The sequence below is a fragment of the Microvirga splendida genome (assembly GCF_016427565.1).
GTDB lineage: Bacteria > Pseudomonadota > Alphaproteobacteria > Rhizobiales > Beijerinckiaceae > Microvirga > Microvirga splendida.
This window is the reverse complement of record NZ_JAELXT010000016.1, coordinates 1-17,197: the sequence shown is the minus strand read 5'-3', so window position 1 is coordinate 17,197 and position 17,197 is coordinate 1. Positions and strand designations below refer to the sequence as shown.

Here is a 17,197-nt window from a genome sequence, read left to right as displayed (position 1 = left end):
GATGTTAACCTGGTTGGCTGAGCTCAGCCCCTATTTCAGCCCCCTCAACATCTTCCGCTACATCACGTTCCGCACCGGGGGCGCGACGGCGACCGGCATGCTGTTCGTGTTCCTGTTCGGCCCGGCGATCATTTCGCTCCTGCGCGTGCGCCAGGGCAAGGGGCAGCCGATCCGCGAGGACGGGCCGCAATCGCACCTGCTGACCAAGCGCGGCACGCCCACCATGGGCGGCCTGATGATCCTCGCGGGCGTCCTGGTCTCGACCCTGCTCTGGGCGAACCTCGAGAACCACTATGTCTGGATCGTGCTGTTCGTCACCGTGGGCTTCGGCGCCATCGGCTTCTACGACGACTACCTGAAGGTGACGAAGCAGTCGCACAAGGGCTTCTCCGGCCGCTCGCGTCTGACCATCGAGGCGATCATCGCGGTCGTGGCCTGCCTCGCGATCTCCTTCATGGCCACGCCGGGGCTCGCGAACAAGCTGGCGCTGCCGTTCTCGAAGGACCTGATCATCAATCTCGGCTGGTTCTACGTGATCTTCGCCGGGTTCGTGATCGTCGGCGCCGGCAACGCGGTGAACATCACCGACGGGCTCGACGGGCTCGCCATCGTGCCGGTGATGATCGCCGCCGGCACCTTCGGGTTCATCGCCTATCTCTCCGGCAACGCGGTGTTCTCCAACTACCTGCAGATCCATTTCGTGCCTGGCACCGGCGAGCTCGCCGTGCTCTGCGGCGCGCTGATCGGCGCAGGGCTGGGCTTCCTCTGGTTCAATGCGCCGCCCGCCCAGATCTTCATGGGCGACACGGGCTCTCTGGCGCTCGGCGGCATGCTCGGCGCCATCGCGGTTGCGGCCAAGCACGAGATCGTTCTCGCCATCGTGGGCGGCCTGTTCGTGCTGGAGATCCTGTCCGTCATCATCCAGGTGACGTCGTTCAAGCTCACCGGCAAGCGCGTCTTCAAGATGGCGCCGATCCACCATCACTTCGAGCAGCTGGGCTGGACCGAGCCGCAGGTGGTGATCCGCTTCTGGATCATCGCCGTGGTGCTCGCGCTCACCGGCCTCGCGACCCTGAAACTCCGGTAAGACGCATGACGCCCGTCACCTCCTTCGCAGGCAAAACGGTTGCTCTCTTCGGCCTCGGCGGCTCGGGGCTGGCGACTGCGCTTGCCCTGAAGGAGGGCGGGGCGCGGGTGATCGCCTGCGACGACAACCCGGCGAAGATGGCGGAAGCTGACGCCAAAGGCATCGAGACCGCCGACCTGCGCAACATCGACTGGTCAAAGGTCTCGTCCTTCATCCTCTCGCCCGGCGTGCCGCTCACCCATCCCGAGCCGCACTGGTCGGCGAGGCTGGCGAATGAGGCGGGCGTCGAGATCATCGGCGACATCGAGCTGTTCTGCCGCGAGCGGGCCAAGATCGCACCCAATGCGCCGTTCGTGGCCATCACGGGCACCAACGGCAAGTCCACCACGACGGCGCTCATCGCGCATATCCTGCGCGAGGCCGGCCGCGACGTGCAGATGGGCGGGAATATCGGCACCGCAATTCTGTCGCTGGAGCCGCCGTCCGGCAGCCGCATCCACGTCGTCGAGTGCTCGTCCTTCCAGATCGACCTCGCGCCGTCGCTCGCGCCCACCATCGGCGTCCATCTCAACCTGTCGCCCGATCACATCGACCGGCACGGGACAATGGAGCTCTATGCGGCGATCAAGGAGCGGCTGGTGGCGAAGGCGGGCCTCGCCGTCATCGGCGTTGACGATCCAATGAGCCGCGCGATCGCCGAGCGCTGCGAAGCTAGCGGCGTGAACGTTGCCCGCGTGTCGGTTGAGCCGCTACACGTGAAGGGCATCTTCGCGGATGGCGAAACGCTTGTCGGCGTGACCGGGGCCGATGCGGCTGCGGTGGCGGATGTCGCGGGCATCGGTTCGCTGCGCGGCGCGCACAACGCGCAGAACGCCGCTGCGGCCGTGGCCATTGCACTGGCGCTGAATGTTTCACCGGACGAGATACGCTCCGGCCTTCACACCTTCCCCGGCCTGCCGCATCGCATGGAGGAGGTTGGCCGCATCGGGTCCGCTCTCTTCATCAACGATTCCAAGGCGACGAACGCGGACTCGACCGAGAAGGCGCTCAAGTCCTTCGACGACATTCTCTGGATCCTCGGCGGCAAGGCGAAGGAGGGCGGCATCGAGCCGCTGAAGCCTTACTTCCCGAAAATCCGCAAGGCCTATCTCATCGGCGCCTCTGCGGAAGAATTTGCCAGGACGCTCGGCGATGAGGTGCCGCACGCTCAATGCGGCACCCTCGACAAGGCGGTGGAGCAGGCGGCATCCGACGCGCAGACGCTCGGCGCCCCTGCGGTCGTGCTGCTGTCGCCGGCCTGCGCGTCCTACGACCAATTTCCCAATTACGAAGTACGCGGAAACCATTTCCGCGATCTGGTCCGGGCATTACCCGGCATCGAAGCCAAGGGGGCTTAGCCATGGTGTCACGCGCGGAACGCTCGGCTTTCGGCGATTGGTGGTGGACGGTCGACCGTTCGCTTCTCGCGGGCCTCGCCATCCTCATGCTGGCCGGCCTCGTCTTCCTCATGGCGGGCGGACCACCGGTTGCGGAGCGGCTCGGACTCTCCACCTTCCACTTCGTGAACCGGCAGGTGATGTTCCTCGTCCCGGCCCTGTTCATCATCGTCACCGTCTCGTTCCTGTCGCTCCGCCATCTGCGGCGCCTGGCACTCATCGTCTATGCGGCCGGCATGGTGCTGATCCTGCTGGCGTTCCAGTACGGTCCGGAGATCAAGGGCGCCCATCGCTGGATCATGATCGGCCCGCTCGGCCTCCAGCCCTCCGAGTTCGTGAAGCCCGCCTTCGTGGTGCTCTCGGCCTGGGCCTTCTCGGAAGGCGCGCGGCGCAAGGACGTGCCCGGCACGCTCATGGCCTTTCTGCTCCTGCCCGCCACCATCATCCCGCTCATCCTGCAGCCCGATTTCGGCCAGACCATGCTCGTCACCATCGTGTGGTGCGGCCTGTTCTTCGTCGCCGGCCTGCATTGGTTCTGGGTGATGGGCCTCGGCGGGGCCGGGCTCCTGGGCATCGGCGCGGCCTATCAGTTCCTGCCGCACGTGCGGGCGCGCATCGAGCGCTTCCTCGACAAGGATTCCGGCGACACCTTCCAGGTCGATACGGCCATGGAATCCTTCTCCCGCGGCGGCTGGCTCGGGCGCGGTCCGGGCGAGGGCTCGGTGAAGCGCATCCTGCCCGACGCGCATACCGACTTCATCTTCGCCGTCACGGCAGAGGAGTTCGGGATCGTCGTGTGCCTCGCGCTCCTCGTGGTCTTCGCCTTCATCGTGCTGCGCGGCCTGACGCTCGCCCGCCGCAGCGAGGACACCTTCTGCCGCCTTGCCGCCACCGGGCTTATCTTCATGTTCGGCCTGCAGGCCTGCATCAACATGATGGTGAACGTGCACCTCATGCCGGCTAAGGGCATGACGCTGCCCTTCATCTCCTATGGCGGCTCGTCGCTGCTCTCACTCGCGCTCGGCATGGGCTTCTTGATCGCACTCACGCGGCGGCGCCCGCGCGCCGAGATGATGGACCATTTCGGCCAGGATCGGATGTGAGGATGAACGCTCCCCTCATTCTCCTGACCGCCGGCGGCACCGGCGGTCATCTCTTTCCGGCCGAAGCGCTCGCCAATGCCCTCAAAGCCTCCGGCGCGAAGGTGGCGCTCGCCACCGACAAGCGCGCCAATGCCTATGCGGGCTCGTTCCCGGCCGACGAGATCGTCGAGATCCCCTCCGCCACGCCCTCCGGCCGCTCCGTGCCGCAGATGGCCGGGGCCGCGCTCATGCTCGGGCGGGGCACGCTGCAATCCGTATCGGTGATCCGCCGGCTCAAGCCCGCCGCGGTCGTCGGTTTCGGGGGCTATCCCACGGTCCCGCCGGTGATCGCCGCCTCGCTCCTCAAGGTGCCGACGGTGATCCACGAGGCGAACGGCGTGATGGGGCGGGCCAACCGCCTGCTCGCCCGCCGCGCCACCGTCATCGCCACGGGCTTTGCCAACATCAAGGGCATCCCGGCGAACGTGCCGGGAAAGGTGGTCCACACCGGCAACCCCATCCGCCCCGCGGTGCTGGAGGCGGCCCGGCAGGCCTATGCGCCGCTGGAGGCCGGCGGGAAGCTGCGCCTCCTCGTGGTCGGCGGCAGCCAGGGCGCCCGGGTCATGAGCGACGTGGTGCCGCCTGCCATCGAGCTTCTGCCTGTGGAACTTCGGGCCCGCATCGCGGTCACCCAGCAGGCGAGGGGCGAGGATCTGGAGCGCGTCCGCGAGCATTACCAGCGCCTGGGCGTGGCGTTCGAGGCCGAGCCCTTCTTCAAGGACCTGCCGCACCGCCTCGGCAGCGCCCATCTCGTGGTCTCCCGCTCCGGCGCCTCGACCGTGGCGGAACTGGCCGTGATCGGTCGCCCGTCGATCCTCGTGCCCCTCCCGGGCTCCCTCGATCAGGACCAGGCGGCCAACGCCAGGACCCTCGGGGATCAGGGCGCCGCCATCGTTTGCCCGCAATCGGACTTCACCCCTGAGCGGCTGGCCAGCGAGATTCGGACGTTTTTTCAAGAGCCTGACCGCTTGACCCGGGCCGCCGCCGCCGCACATAGCGCCAGCATCACGGATGCGGCGGAGCGGCTTGCTCAGGCCGTCCTCTCCCTCATTTCTGCGAATCATAACGGAAAAAGCCCATGAAACTGCCGCCGAAGCTCGGACCCATTCACTTCATCGGCATCGGCGGCATCGGCATGTCGGGCATCGCCGAGGTCATGCACAACCTGGGCTACACGGTTCAGGGCTCGGATGCCGCCGACAACTACAACGTGAAGCGCCTCGCCGACAAAGGCATCAAGACCTTCATCGGCCACAAGGCCGAGAACGTGGATGAGGCCGAGATCGTCGTGGTCTCCACCGCCATCAAGCGCGACAACCCGGAACTGGTCGTCGCCCGCGAGAAGCGCCTGCCGGTGGTGCGCCGCGCCGAGATGCTGGCCGAGCTCATGCGCTTCAAGTCCTGCGTGGCGGTGGCCGGCACCCACGGCAAGACCACCACGACCTCGCTGGTCGCCACGCTGCTGGATGCCGGCGGGCTCGACCCGACTGTCATCAACGGCGGCATCATCAATGCCTACGGCACCAATGCCCGTATGGGCGACGGCCAATGGATGGTGGTGGAGGCGGACGAGTCCGACGGCACCTTCCTAAAGCTCCCGGCGGACGTGGCCATCGTGACCAACATCGATGCCGAGCACCTCGACCATTTCGGCACCTACGACGCGATCAAGGACGCCTTCCATTCCTTCATCAACTCGATCCCGTTCTACGGCTTCGCGGTGATGTGCATCGACCATCCGACCGTGCAGGACCTCGTGGGCCGCATCGAGGATCGGCGCATCATCACCTATGGCGAGAACCCGCAGGCCGACGTGCGCCTGATGGACGTGGATTCCCGCGGCGGCAAGAACCGTTTCCGCGTGATGATCCGCGACCGCCGTCCCGGCTTCCGCCTCGAGCTCGAAGACCTCGTGCTGCCGATGCCGGGCGCGCACAATGCACTCAACGCCACGGCGGCCATCGCGGTGGCGCACGAACTCGGCGTCTCGCCCGATGCGATCCGCAAGGCGCTCGGCGGCTTTGGCGGCGTGAAGCGCCGCTTCACCCGCACGGGCGAATGGAACGGCGTCACGGTGTTCGACGATTACGGCCACCACCCCATCGAGATTGCCGCGGTGCTGAAGGCAGCGCGCGCCTCGACGGACGGGCAGGTGATCGCCGTGGTGCAGCCGCACCGCTATTCGCGCCTCTCGTCCCTGTTCGACCAGTTCTGCACCTGCTTTAACGATGCCGATGCGGTCATCGTGGCGCCGGTCTACGCGGCGGGCGAGCAGCCGATCCCCGGCATGGACCGGGACGGCCTCGTGTCGGGCCTCAAGGCGCGCGGTCATCGCAGCGTGATGGCGTTGGACAAGTCGGAAGAACTCGCTGGTCTCGTCAAGGGCGTGGCAAAGCCGGGCGATTACGTGATCTGCCTTGGAGCCGGCAACATCACGCAATGGGCCTACGCTCTTCCGACCGAGCTCGAGGCCCTCGGCGAGAAGGCCGCTTGACAAAGTGTGGCACGACACAAGGTTTCCTCATCCTGAGGAGAGCGCAACGCGCTCGTCTCGAAGGACGAGGAAACCGCTTCCAGTGTTCACTGGAGACGCAGTCGTCCTTCGAGACGCAGACTGCGTCTGCTCCTCAGGATGGGGGCTGCGGGGTGGCTGATGTTTTCTGATATTGTTCCAGACCTGAAGGCCCGCATGCCGGAACTGCGCGGCAAGCTGGAGCCGAATGCGCCAACCGCGCCCCTGTCGTGGTTCCGCACGGGCGGCCCGGCGCAGGTGCTGTTCACGCCGGCGGACGCGGATGACCTCGCCTACTTCCTGCAGCGCCTCGACCGCAGCGTGCCGGTGCTCGTGGTGGGCCTCGGCTCCAACCTGCTCATCCGCGACGGCGGGTTCGAGGGCGTGGTGATCCGTCTCGGCAAGGGCTTTGCCGAAATGTCGGTGGAGCCGAACCTGCGCGTGCGCGCCGGCGCGGGCGCCCCCGACGTGAAGGTGGCGCGCGCAGCGGCCGAAGCCGGCATCGCGGGGCTCTCCTTCCTGCGCGGCATTCCCGGCACCATCGGCGGCGCGCTGCGCATGAACGGCGGCGCCTATGGCGGCGAGACCAAGGATGTGCTCGTCGAGGCCAGGGGCGTGACCCGCACCGGCGAGGCGGTGACCTTCACCAATGTGCAGATGGGCTTCACCTATCGCCATTCCTCCGTGCCGGACGACGTGATCTTCACCGAGGCGTTGTTCGAGGGGCGTCCCGGCAATCCGGAAGAGATCCTGGCCGAGATGAACGCCATCACCGAGGCGCGCTCCTCGACCCAGCCGGTCAACACCCGCACGGGCGGCTCCACCTTCAAGAACCCGCCGGGCCGGAAGGCCTGGGAGCTGGTCGATGCCGCAGGCTGCCGGGGCTTGCGCGTGGGCGATGCCCAGGTGTCCGAGATGCACTGCAATTTCCTGATCAACCATGGCTCCGCCTCCGCGGCCGATATCGAAGGCCTGGGCGAGGAGGTCCGCCGCCGCGTCCGCGAGATGTCGGGCGTGGAGCTGGAATGGGAGATCAAGCGGGTCGGGCTGCCCAGCGCATAGTGCGGAAAAGTGGATCCGGTTTTCCGCTCCGAACGATGCGCCAGCCAAGAGCAGGAGCGCCGGCCCCCTCTTAAGGCCGATGCTCCGGCCCTGATTCGAATCACTCTTTGATCCCGGCTCGCCGGGTCGCACGACGGGAGAGTCCCATGGCGAAACACGTTGCCATCCTTTACGGCGGCTGGTCGGCGGAGCGCGAGGTCAGCCTGGCGTCGGGCCGGGCCTGCTGCAAGGCTCTGGAGAGCCAGGGCTACAAGGTCACTCCCATCGACGTGCAATCCGACATCGCCACCGTTCTCCAGGCGGTCGCGCCGGACGTGGTGTTCAATGCGCTCCATGGGCGCGTGGGCGAGGACGGGACCATCCAGGGGCTCCTGGAGGTCTTAAGAATTCCCTACACCCATTCCGGCGTCCTCGCCTCGGCGCTCGCCATGCAGAAGGACAAGGCGAAAATTGTCATGGCGGCGGCCGGCGTGCCGGTTCCCAGGGGCATGGTCGTTAACCGTCTGGAGGCGGCGAAAAGCCACGTCCTGCCGGCCCCCTACGTGGTGAAGCCCATCAGCGAAGGCTCGTCCTACGGGGTCATCATCGTCCGCGAGGACCGCTCCCATCCGCCCCAGGAACTGACCCGCGAGGACTGGGCGTTTGGCGACCAAGTCCTTGTGGAATCTTATGTTGCGGGCCGTGAGCTGACCTGCGCGGTCATGGGCGACAAGGCCCTTGGGGTCATCGACATCCGGCCCGCCACAGGGGTCTTCTACGATTACGATGCGAAATATGTGAAGGGGGGCTCCATTCACGTCCTCCCGGCAGAAATTAAACCGAATATTTACCAAAAGGTCCAAGAGTTGGCGTTAACGGCGCATCAAGCGCTCGGCTGTCGGGGAATCAGCCGCGCCGACTTGCGGTACGACGATACTCCTGGGGGAACCGGGGAACTCGTCGTTCTTGAAGTCAACACGCAACCCGGCATGACCGAGACGAGCTTGGTGCCAGAACTGGCAGCCCATGCGGGCTATACGTTTGGCGAGCTTGTGCAATGGATGGTGGAGGACGCTACCTGCAACCGATGACGGCCTACCCGGCCGGATTCGCCGTTGCGCGCGCTGCCTCCGGAGGCCGGAGGCCCGCTTCATCCTTCAAGCAGCCCTCCCGAATCAGAAAGCTGTTCGGATCCTCCGGCAGCGTACGCCGCCGCTCCGCCGGCGCCCCGATCGAGCAGCGTCTTCCGCGCTTCCTCGGAACCGGCCTGACGCTGGCCTTCTTCTCGGCCGTCATCGGCTATGGCCTCTGGCAGGGCGGACATATCGACGGTTTCATCCGCCAGCACGGCGAGCCCCACCATGCGCTGGCGCGGACCGTGGGCCTCGGCCTAGAACAGGTGACGATCTCCGGCATCTCGCAGATGGGCGAGAACGAGGTCCTCGCCGCTGCGGGCATCAACGGCAAGCTGTCGCTCGCCTTCCTCGATGTGAACGACCTGCGCGAGCGCCTTGAGCGCGTGCCGATGGTCAAGTCGGCGACCGTGCGCAAGCTCTATCCGAACGAACTCGTCATCACGCTCACGGAGCGCGAGGCTCATGCCATCTGGCAGAACAACGGCGAGCTCTTCGTCATTGCCGCCGACGGCACGGTGATCGACCTCATGCAGGACGAGCGCTACCTCGATCTGCCCTTCGTGGTGGGCGAGGGCGCCAACGCCCGCAGCAAGGATTACCTCGCGCTGGTCGAGGCGGCAGGCCCCCTCAAGGGCCGCATCCGCGCCGGCACGCTCGTGGCCGGGCGGCGCTGGACTCTGAAGATGGACAACGGCATGGACGTGCGCCTGCCGGAGATCGGAGCCGCCGACGCGCTGGCCCGTCTCGTGAAGCTCGAACACGAGCAGAAGATTCTGGAAAAGGACGTGCTGGCGATCGATCTGCGCATGGCGGATCGCGTCGTCGTCCGCTTGACGGAAGAGGCCGCCTTGGCCCGCGCCGAGGCCCTCAAGAAAAAACCAATGCGCGGCAAGGGGGTCGATACATGAGTCTCTCGGGTCACGGTTTGACGCCACGCCTGAAGCCACTCTCCGCACGCAAGAGCGCCATTCTTTCGGTGCTCGATGTCGGAACGAGCAAAGTCGTCTGCGTCGTTGCGGAGCTGAAGCCGGCCGACGAGGTCGAGTCGCTGCGCAGCCGCACCCATGTGGCGCGCATCCTCGGCATCGGCCATCAGCGCTCCATGGGCCTGAAGGGCGGCGTTGTCGTCGATCTGGAAGCGGCCGAGTCCGCGATCCGCCAGGCGGTGCATGCCGCCGAGCGGATGGCGAAGGTCGAGATCCAGTCGGTGATCGTGAACCTCACCGGCGGGCGTCTCGCGTCCGAGCATTTCGAGGCGCATGTTCCCGTGCGCGGCGCAGTGAGCGAGGGCGACGTGCATCGCGTGCTCGACGCCGCCTCGAGCTACGACCTGCGTCGCGGCCGCACTGTTCTTCACGCTCTTCCCACGGGCTTCTCGCTCGATGCGCAGAACCACATCGTCGATCCCGCCGGCATGATCGGCGAGCGCCTCGGCGCGGATCTCCATGTGGTGACCTCCGAGGCGGCGGCTGCGCGCAACCTCATGCTGGCGGTCGAGCGCTGCCATCTGGGTGTTGAAGCTGTCATCGCCACCCCTTACGCAGCGGGCCTTTCCGCTCTCGTCGACGACGAGGCCGACATGGGCTGCGCGGTCGTCGACATGGGCGGCGGCACCACGAGCGTCGGCATTTTCTCCAACGGGCATCTGGTTCACTCCGATGCCATCGCGGTCGGCGGTCACCATGTGACCATGGACATCGCGCGCGGTCTCACGACCCGCGTGTCCGCTGCCGAACGGCTCAAGACTTTCTACGGCTCCGCCATCGCTTCGAGCGCGGACGACCGGGACATGATCGCGGTGCCGCAGGTCGATGAGGACGAACGGGACGTTCCGAACCATCTACCGAAGTCGCACCTCGTCCGCATCATCAAGCCGCGGGTCGAGGAAGTTCTCGAACTCGTGCGCGACCGGTTGAAAGGTGCGGGCTTCGCGGCCCAGGCCGGACGGCGGGTCGTGCTGACGGGCGGCGCAAGCCAGCTCGTCGGGCTGCCGGAAACGGCGCGCCGCATCTTGCAGGGCCAGGTACGTGTCGGGCGCCCGCTCGGCATCAAGGGCCTGCCCGAAGCGGCAAAGGGCCCTGCCTTTTCGGCGGTGGTCGGCCTCCTGGTTTATCCGCAGGTGGCGCATATCGAGTATTTCGAGCCGCGGAGCAGCGGCTTGTTCCAGAGTACGGGAACCGACGGCTATTTCTCGCGAATGGGCCGTTGGATTCGGGACAGTTTCTAGAGCATTTTCCGCAAAAGTGGGTTCCGGTTTTGCGACAGAAAATGCGGTGAAGAGAGTGAGAGTGACTTCCGGTTTCTTGGAAGTCACTCGAGTGAGTAACGCGCTGGCGCGGCGGGCCAACGTGAAGAGTTCAAGTCAACAAGGGTTAGCGTCGGCCAAACGCTTATCGGTATAAAGGCCAGAAGAGGCACAGGTCATGGCAATGAATCTGCAAACTCCGGACATCCGGGAACTCAAGCCGCACATCACGGTTTTCGGCGTCGGCGGTGCCGGCGGCAACGCCGTGAACAACATGATTGAATCCGGTCTGGAGGGCGTCGAGTTCGTGGTGTCGAACACCGACGCGCAGGCGCTAGCCTCCTCCAAGGCCCAGCGCGTGATCCAGATGGGCATCCAGGTCACCGAAGGCCTCGGCGCCGGCTCGCAGCCGGAAGTCGGCCGCGCGGCCGCCGAAGAGGTGATCGACGAGATCCGCGATCAGCTCGCCGGCTCGCACATGGTGTTCATCACCGCCGGCATGGGCGGCGGCACCGGCACGGGCGCTGCCCCGGTCGTGGCCCGCGCGGCCCGCGAGCTCGGCATCCTGACGGTCGGCGTCGTGACGAAGCCGTTCCAGTTCGAAGGCGTGCGCCGCATGAAGCTGGCGGATGCCGGCATCAACGAGCTGCAGCAGGCCGTCGACACGCTCATCGTGATCCCGAACCAGAACCTGTTCCGGGTCGCCACCGAGAAGACGACCTTCGCGGACGCCTTCGCCATGGCCGACCAGGTGCTCTACTCGGGCGTTGCCTGCATCACCGACCTGATGGTGAAGGAAGGCCTCATCAACCTCGACTTCGCCGACGTGCGCTCCGTCATGCGCGGCATGGGCAAGGCCATGATGGGCACAGGCGAAGCCTCCGGCGAGAAGCGCGCGATCCGCGCGGCCGAAGCCGCCATCGCGAACCCGCTCCTCGACGACGTGTCGATGAAGGGCGCGCGCGGCCTGCTGATCTCCATCACGGGCGGCAACGACCTCACCCTCTACGAACTCGACGAGGCCGCCACCCGCATCCGCGAGGAAGTGGACCAGGATGCCAACATCATTCTCGGCGCCACCTTCGACGAGAGCCTGGAAGGCATCATCCGCGTCTCCGTCGTGGCGACCGGCATCGACCACGCGATCATGGAGAACGGCGGCGATCTCACCGCCACCGAGCAGCGCATCTCCGAGGTCGCCGAGCGCCTGCGGGCCGAGGCCCGCGCCCGCGCCACCCAGGCCACGCCGACCTTTCGCTCCGCCGCCCAGCCCGAACCGGTGAAGGCGGCTTCGATCCTGACCCAGGGCTCGCCCGTTCTGGCGCCGGCTCCGGCGCCCGTGGCTGCGGCCCAGCCGGTGGAGCCCGCTCCCCAGCCGATCGTGCGCGACGACGTGGTGCTCACCCCGGCCCAGCCGCGGCAGGCGGTTGCCTACGAGGCTCCGGCCCCTCAGGTGCCGGTCTACGAAGAGCCCGCCGAGCAGGGCGCCTTCATCCCGCCGCAGGCCGAGCGCGCCATGCGCCCGGCCCGGATGCCGCGCATCGACGAGCTGCCCATGCCCGGTCAGGTCGCCCTGCGCGCCAGCCGCGGCGAGGAGCCTGCCCAGGAGCACAAGCCCTCCCTGATCCAGCGTCTCGCGACCATCGGCTTCGGCCGCCGCGAGGAGGCGCAGCCGGCCCCCGTCGACCCGCGCCAGGAGGCCCCGCGCCAGCCCATGTCGTCGGTTCATGCCGAATACGCCCGCCGGCCCATGCCGGCCCAGGCGCAGCGCCCGCCGCAGGGCCAGCCGGCTCCGGCTCCGCGGGCCGCTTCGGAGGATGACCAGCTGGAGATTCCCGCCTTCCTCCGCCGCCAGGCCAACTAAGCAAGAGCATCGTGCGGCCCGCTGGGTCCGCTCCGAACGATGCGCTCTTTAGAGAAACGGGCATCGATGATTCCTAAAAGTGGAATCCACTTTGAGGTTTGATGCCCAGCCCGACAGCGCTGTTACAGCTGTTACAAAAGGCTCCCAGTCCGAACCGGCTGGGAGCCTTCTTCGTTAAAAAACCATTAACATCAAAGGCTTGTGACTTATCCCCTTTGTAACACACGGTAAGAAAGCGTGATTTGGCCTAGCCTGACAGCGGGACTATGGTGCCTGCACATCAAAAGGGGCAGCACTCAAAAGAAGCCTGCCGGTCGGAAGCACAAGGCAATCAATGCACCTTCCCCGGCAAAACAGGCTCTGTGAGGCGACAAGGGTAGTTGAGGTCCAGGACTCATGAAGCAAAGCCAGCAGACCACGCTTCGCGCCGCCGTGACCCTCATTGGAACCGGAGTTCATTCCGGGGATGAAGTGAAGATGATCCTTCATCCGGCTGAAGCGAACCATGGCATTGCTTTTCTCCGCACCGGCCTGCCGGGCGGACTGGACCGGCTGATCGACGCTCGACATCTGGCGGTGACCGCCACCGAGCTTTGCACGGTCATCGGCGACCGCGAGTCGGGCGCGGTCGCCACCATCGAACACCTCATGGCGGCTCTTGCCGGCCTCGGCATCGACAACGTTCTCGTCGAGATCGACGGGCCGGAGGTTCCGATCCTCGACGGCAGCTCGGCCCCGTTCATCGATGCCATCGATCAGGTCGGCATCACGGCTCAGGGCGTCAGCCGCCGCTACATCAAGGTTCTCAAGCCCGTCCGCGTCACGCAGGGCCGGGCCTTCGCCGAACTCCTCCCTAACGAGCGCGCCTTCCGCCTCGACGTGGAGATCGACTTTCCGACCCCGGTGATCGGTCGCCAGCGCAAGGTCATCGACCTGTCGCCTTCCGTGTTCCGTCGCGAGATTTCCCGCGCCCGCACCTTCGGCTTCATGCGCGACGTGGAGAAGCTCTGGAGTGCCGGCTTCGCGCTCGGCGCCTCCCTCGACAACACCGTGGCCATCGGCGACGACGGCATCATGAACCCCGAGGGTCTGCGCTACGCCGACGAGTTCGTCCGGCACAAGCTCCTCGACGCCGTCGGCGACCTGTCGCTCGCCGGCCTGCCGCTGCTCGGCACCTACCGCTCCTATTGCGGCGGTCACCGCATGAACTTCTCCGTGCTGGAAGCCCTGTTCTCGAGCCGCTCCAACTACGCCATCGTCGACGCCACGCCGCGCCGCGAGACGGGCTATGCGGAAATCGGCAGCGCTGTCGCTTCCGTTTTCGCTCCCGAAGTGCACTGAATCCTTCCTTTGGAGCGCTGCTTCCACGTCATCGGCGTCGAGCGCCCATTGGCCGCATGATTTCGTGCAGGCTTTCTTAATTCCTATTGGGTAAAGCCTGTGCTATGGGCTTGGCTCTTGCCCAGGGCTTGAGCTAAAGAACGCTTGATGCACCGTTAAATACATCGGGCACGGTTTTTGGAGGACCGCGAGGCATGTCGTTCGCGAAGGCTTATTCGGGTATGAAAGGCGCGGCCGCCCGCGCCCTGATCCTTGGCGTCTGCGGCCTGGGACTCGCGGGGTGCGAATCTCTCTCGTCGCTGAACCCGTTCGAGAAGGACACGAGCTACAAGCCCGAAATCGTGAGCAACGCTCCGGCGGAGGAGATCTACAACGACGGTCTCGCCCGGGTGCAGAAGGGCGATTTCGACGGGGCGGTCACCAAGTTCAGCAGCCTCGACAAGCAGTATCCCTACACGGATTGGGCGCGCAAAGGCCTGATCATGGAGGCCTACGCCAATTACGAGGGCGGCTTCTATGACGAGGCCATCACGGCCTCCCGGCGCTACCTCCAGAGCTATCCCAACACCTCGGATGCGGCCTATGCCCAGTACCTGCTGGCCTCGTCGTATTACGACCAGATCCCGGACATCACCCGCGACCAGGAGAAGTCCGAGCGTGCCGTGCTGGCTCTGCAGGAACTGATCCAGCGCTATCCGAACTCCGAATACGTGTCCGACGCCCGCAAGAAGATCCAGGTGGCCAGCGACCAGCTCGCCGGCAAGGAGCTCGAGGTCGGCCGCTTCTATCTGCAGAAGCGCAACTACGCGGGCGCCATCAACCGCTTCCGCAATGTCGTGGCCCGCTACCAGACGACCCGCCACGTGGAAGAGGCGCTCCAGCGCCTCACCGAGGCCTACATGGCCATGGGCATCGTCAACGAGGCGCAGACCGCCGCCGCCGTTCTCGGACACAACTTCCCCGACTCTCCCTGGTACAAGGATGCCCACGCCCTGCTGACGAAGGGCGGCGTGGAGCCGCGCGAGGACTCCCAGTCCTGGATCAGCAAGGCCTTCCGCGGCGTTCCCCAGGTCGGTCAGCGCACGGGCTAAGCCTCACCCTCCATGCTCATCCAGCTGGCGATTCGCGATATCGTCCTCATCGACAGGCTTGAGCTTCACTTCCATGAGGGCCTGAGCGTCCTCACGGGTGAGACCGGCGCCGGCAAGTCGATCCTGCTCGACGCTTTCGCCCTGGCCCTCGGCGGCCGCGGCGACGGCAGCCTCGTGCGCCATGGCGAGAACCAGGGCCAGGTGACGGCCGTCTTCGACTGCCCCATGGATCACCCGGCCCGCCGCATCGCGACGGATGCGGATATCGACATCGACGGCGACCTGATCCTGCGCCGCGTACAGGTGGCCGACGGGCGCACCCGCGCTTTCGTCAACGACCAGCCGGTCAGCGTCCAGGTGCTCAAGGCCATCGGCGCGACCCTGGTCGAGATCCACGGCCAGCACGACGACCGCGCTCTGGTCGATCCCGTCTCCCACCGCGCCATCCTCGATGCCTTCGGCGGCCTCTCCTCCGAGGTCCAGGCCGTGTCCGAGGCTGCACGGAGGGTGCGCGACGCGCGGTCCGCCCTTCAGGATCATCGCAGCCGCATCGCGAAAGCCCGCAAGGAGGCCGATTTCCTGCGCCACGCGGTCGAGGAGCTGACGAAGCTCAACCCGCTCGCGGGCGAGGAGGAGAGCCTCGCCGAGCGGCGCGTGGTCATGATGCAGTCCGAGAAGGTGTCGACGGACCTCAACGAAGCCTACGAGGTGGTCGCCGGCAACGCCTCCCCGGTCAACGAGCTCTCGGCCGCCGTGCGCAAGCTGGAGCGCCGCAGCGCCCAGGCGCCCACGCTGGTGGAGCCCAGCGTCAAGGCCCTCGACGCGGCGCTCGTCGCCATTGACGAGGCCCGCGCGGCCCTGGAAGACGCCATCCGCGCCACCGAATTCGACCCGCGCGAACTGGAGCAGACCGAGGAGCGGCTGTTCGCGCTTCGCGCCGCCGCCCGCAAATACGACGTGCCCGCCGATGAGCTGGCCGCTCTGCGCCAGCGCTTCGACGAGGACGTGGCTGCCATCGATGCCGGCGAGGAGAAGCTTGCCGGCCTGGAGAAGGCTCTGAGCGAAGCCGACGACGCCTATCTGAAGGCGGCCAAGGCGCTGTCCGCCGGCCGCAAGAAGGCCGCCCAGTCGCTCGACGCCGCCGTCCATGCCGAGCTGCCGCCGCTCAAGCTCGAGCGGGCGCGCTTCATCACCGAAATCACCACCGACGAGTCGAGCCGCGACGCGGGCGGCTTCGAGCGCGTCGAGTTCTGGGCCCAGACCAATCCCGGCACCCGCGCGGGTCCGCTCATGAAGGTGGCGTCGGGCGGCGAGCTTTCGCGCTTCATGCTGGCCCTGAAGGTGGTGCTGGCGGACAAGGGCTCGGCCCCGACCCTCGTCTTCGACGAGATCGACACCGGCGTCGGCGGCGCGGTGGCGGATGCCATCGGCCAGCGCCTCGCGCGGCTCGCCCGCAAGGTCCAGGTGATGGCCGTCACCCACGCGCCGCAGGTGGCCGCCAAGGCCGAGAGCCACTTCCTCATCGCCAAGGAGGGTGTGCGCGGTGAAAAGGACCGGGTCGCCACCCGGGTCATCCCGCTCGAGGCCACGCCGCGTCGCGAGGAGATCGCCCGCATGCTCGCCGGCGCGACCATCACCGAGGAAGCCCGCGCGGCGGCCGCGCGCCTGCTGGAAGCGTCGGCGCACTAGCATCGGACCCAATAGTGGAATCCGCTTTTGGGATCGAATCCGATGCTTTCTTCCTGAATGAGAGCACCGCCGCCCGCATGGTCCCGCGTGCGCGCTAGCGCCATGCCGGACCTAAGTCGGCCAGGACCCCGGACCTCAGTCCACATTGCACGCTTTGCCGGCTCAATCACAATCGAGCGGTGACGACTTCGGGCTGAGGTCGAGGCGAGCAGAGGGCGGGGGAGGCTACAATGGTCCTGGAGAGGCACTGTCACGGCGATGCGCAGTTTCCACGCTGCTGGGCGAAGCTCACGGATACCGATGGATCGAACACCAGGTGCGAAACGGCCACGGCCCTGCTGGCTCGCCCTCCCGTGTCGCTTAAGGTCGTCAAGCCCGCGCCCGCGCCGATCTGGAAGGCGCCTGCTCCCAGGAGCTACACCGGCTATTTCGATGCCGCCATCGCGCGGCTGAAGACTGAGCGGCGCTATCGCTCCTTCGTCGATCTCGAACGCATGGCCGGCAGCTTTCCGAGCGCGATCTGGCACTCCCCGGAGGGGCCGCGCGAGATCACGGTCTGGTGCTCCAACGACTATCTCGGCATGGGCCAGCATCCCGCCGTCGTCGAGGCGAT

Annotated in this window: 14 protein-coding genes and 1 pseudogene; all 15 read left to right on the top strand. The window is 66.6% G+C overall.

The features are described from left to right. Window position 1 precedes the first annotated feature (1 nt). Window positions 2-1,087 carry a phospho-N-acetylmuramoyl-pentapeptide-transferase gene (mraY, locus tag JAO75_RS15160; RefSeq protein WP_199049978.1) on the top strand — a complete coding sequence of 362 codons (1,086 nt, stop codon included), beginning with the start codon at window positions 2-4 and terminating at the stop codon, window positions 1,085-1,087. A 5-nt stretch (window positions 1,088-1,092) separates the two neighbouring features. Beyond that, window positions 1,093-2,484 carry a UDP-N-acetylmuramoyl-L-alanine--D-glutamate ligase gene (gene murD / locus JAO75_RS15155; RefSeq protein WP_199049977.1) on the top strand — a complete coding sequence of 464 codons (1,392 nt, stop codon included), beginning with the start codon at window positions 1,093-1,095 and terminating at the stop codon, window positions 2,482-2,484. A gap of 2 nt (window positions 2,485-2,486) precedes the next feature. Continuing rightward, window positions 2,487-3,626, top strand: a complete 1,140-nt coding sequence (locus JAO75_RS15150; protein WP_199049976.1) for an FtsW/RodA/SpoVE family cell cycle protein — start codon at window positions 2,487-2,489, stop codon at window positions 3,624-3,626. Next, the gene (gene murG, locus JAO75_RS15145) at window positions 3,623-4,747 is read left to right on the top strand and encodes an undecaprenyldiphospho-muramoylpentapeptide beta-N-acetylglucosaminyltransferase (RefSeq protein ID WP_199049975.1); all 1,125 of its coding nucleotides are present in this window, start codon (window positions 3,623-3,625) and stop codon (window positions 4,745-4,747) included. The genes JAO75_RS15150 and murG overlap by 4 nt, the downstream gene beginning before the upstream one ends. Next, window positions 4,744-6,159, top strand: coding sequence for a UDP-N-acetylmuramate--L-alanine ligase (gene murC, locus JAO75_RS15140; RefSeq protein ID WP_199049974.1), 1,416 nt, complete (start codon window positions 4,744-4,746; stop codon window positions 6,157-6,159). The genes murG and murC overlap by 4 nt, the downstream gene beginning before the upstream one ends. After that, on the top strand, window positions 6,083-6,319 hold the full coding sequence (locus JAO75_RS25480; RefSeq protein ID WP_199049973.1) for a phytanoyl-CoA dioxygenase family protein: 237 nt from the start codon (window positions 6,083-6,085) through the stop codon (window positions 6,317-6,319). The genes murC and JAO75_RS25480 overlap by 77 nt, the downstream gene beginning before the upstream one ends. Then, window positions 6,316-7,239 (top strand): UDP-N-acetylmuramate dehydrogenase, encoded by a 924-nt coding sequence (murB, locus tag JAO75_RS15130; RefSeq protein ID WP_199050051.1) that lies wholly within the window; start codon window positions 6,316-6,318, stop codon window positions 7,237-7,239. Before JAO75_RS25480 ends, murB begins: the two co-directional genes overlap by 4 nt. 146 nt (window positions 7,240-7,385) lie before the next feature. Next, window positions 7,386-8,309, top strand: coding sequence for a D-alanine--D-alanine ligase (locus tag JAO75_RS15125; protein ID WP_199049972.1), 924 nt, complete (start codon window positions 7,386-7,388; stop codon window positions 8,307-8,309). Next, entirely contained in the window at window positions 8,276-9,262 is a 987-nt protein-coding gene (locus JAO75_RS15120; protein WP_199049971.1) for a cell division protein FtsQ/DivIB, read from the top strand. Before JAO75_RS15125 ends, JAO75_RS15120 begins: the two co-directional genes overlap by 34 nt. Beyond that, window positions 9,259-10,581, top strand: a complete 1,323-nt coding sequence (ftsA, locus tag JAO75_RS15115) for a cell division protein FtsA (protein ID WP_199049970.1) — start codon at window positions 9,259-9,261, stop codon at window positions 10,579-10,581. Before JAO75_RS15120 ends, ftsA begins: the two co-directional genes overlap by 4 nt. 196 nt (window positions 10,582-10,777) lie before the next feature. Continuing rightward, window positions 10,778-12,463, top strand: coding sequence for a cell division protein FtsZ (gene ftsZ, locus JAO75_RS15110; protein WP_199049969.1), 1,686 nt, complete (start codon window positions 10,778-10,780; stop codon window positions 12,461-12,463). A 396-nt stretch (window positions 12,464-12,859) separates the two neighbouring features. Beyond that, entirely contained in the window at window positions 12,860-13,804 is a 945-nt protein-coding gene (gene lpxC / locus JAO75_RS15105) for a UDP-3-O-acyl-N-acetylglucosamine deacetylase (protein ID WP_199049968.1), read from the top strand. Between the two features lie 194 nt (window positions 13,805-13,998). Beyond that, a complete protein-coding gene (locus JAO75_RS15100) occupies window positions 13,999-14,895 on the top strand; it encodes an outer membrane protein assembly factor BamD (protein WP_425523196.1) in 897 nt (298 codons plus the stop codon). 12 nt (window positions 14,896-14,907) lie between these two features. Continuing rightward, window positions 14,908-16,584 (top strand): DNA repair protein RecN, encoded by a 1,677-nt coding sequence (gene recN, locus JAO75_RS15095; RefSeq protein ID WP_199049967.1) that lies wholly within the window; start codon window positions 14,908-14,910, stop codon window positions 16,582-16,584. A 230-nt stretch (window positions 16,585-16,814) separates the two neighbouring features. Further along, window positions 16,815-17,197 (top strand): annotated as a pseudogene (locus tag JAO75_RS24880) (hypothetical protein); the annotation flags it as partial.

Excerpts from the sequence above, each read along its gene's own strand:
- mraY (WP_199049978.1), top strand. The coding sequence starts at position 2 with ATGTTAACCTGGTTGGCTGAGCTCAGCCCCTATTTCAGCCCCCTCAAC.
- murD (WP_199049977.1), top strand. The coding sequence starts at position 1,093 with ATGACGCCCGTCACCTCCTTCGCAGGCAAAACGGTTGCTCTCTTCGGC.
- JAO75_RS15150 (WP_199049976.1), top strand. The coding sequence starts at position 2,487 with ATGGTGTCACGCGCGGAACGCTCGGCTTTCGGCGATTGGTGGTGGACG.
- murC (WP_199049974.1), top strand. The coding sequence starts at position 4,744 with ATGAAACTGCCGCCGAAGCTCGGACCCATTCACTTCATCGGCATCGGC.
- JAO75_RS15125 (WP_199049972.1), top strand. The coding sequence starts at position 7,386 with ATGGCGAAACACGTTGCCATCCTTTACGGCGGCTGGTCGGCGGAGCGC.
- JAO75_RS15120 (WP_199049971.1), top strand. The coding sequence starts at position 8,276 with ATGGATGGTGGAGGACGCTACCTGCAACCGATGACGGCCTACCCGGCC.
- ftsA (WP_199049970.1), top strand. The coding sequence starts at position 9,259 with ATGAGTCTCTCGGGTCACGGTTTGACGCCACGCCTGAAGCCACTCTCC.
- ftsZ (WP_199049969.1), top strand. The coding sequence starts at position 10,778 with ATGGCAATGAATCTGCAAACTCCGGACATCCGGGAACTCAAGCCGCAC.
- lpxC (WP_199049968.1), top strand. The coding sequence starts at position 12,860 with ATGAAGCAAAGCCAGCAGACCACGCTTCGCGCCGCCGTGACCCTCATT.
- JAO75_RS15100 (WP_425523196.1), top strand. The coding sequence starts at position 13,999 with ATGTCGTTCGCGAAGGCTTATTCGGGTATGAAAGGCGCGGCCGCCCGC.
- recN (WP_199049967.1), top strand. The coding sequence starts at position 14,908 with ATGCTCATCCAGCTGGCGATTCGCGATATCGTCCTCATCGACAGGCTT.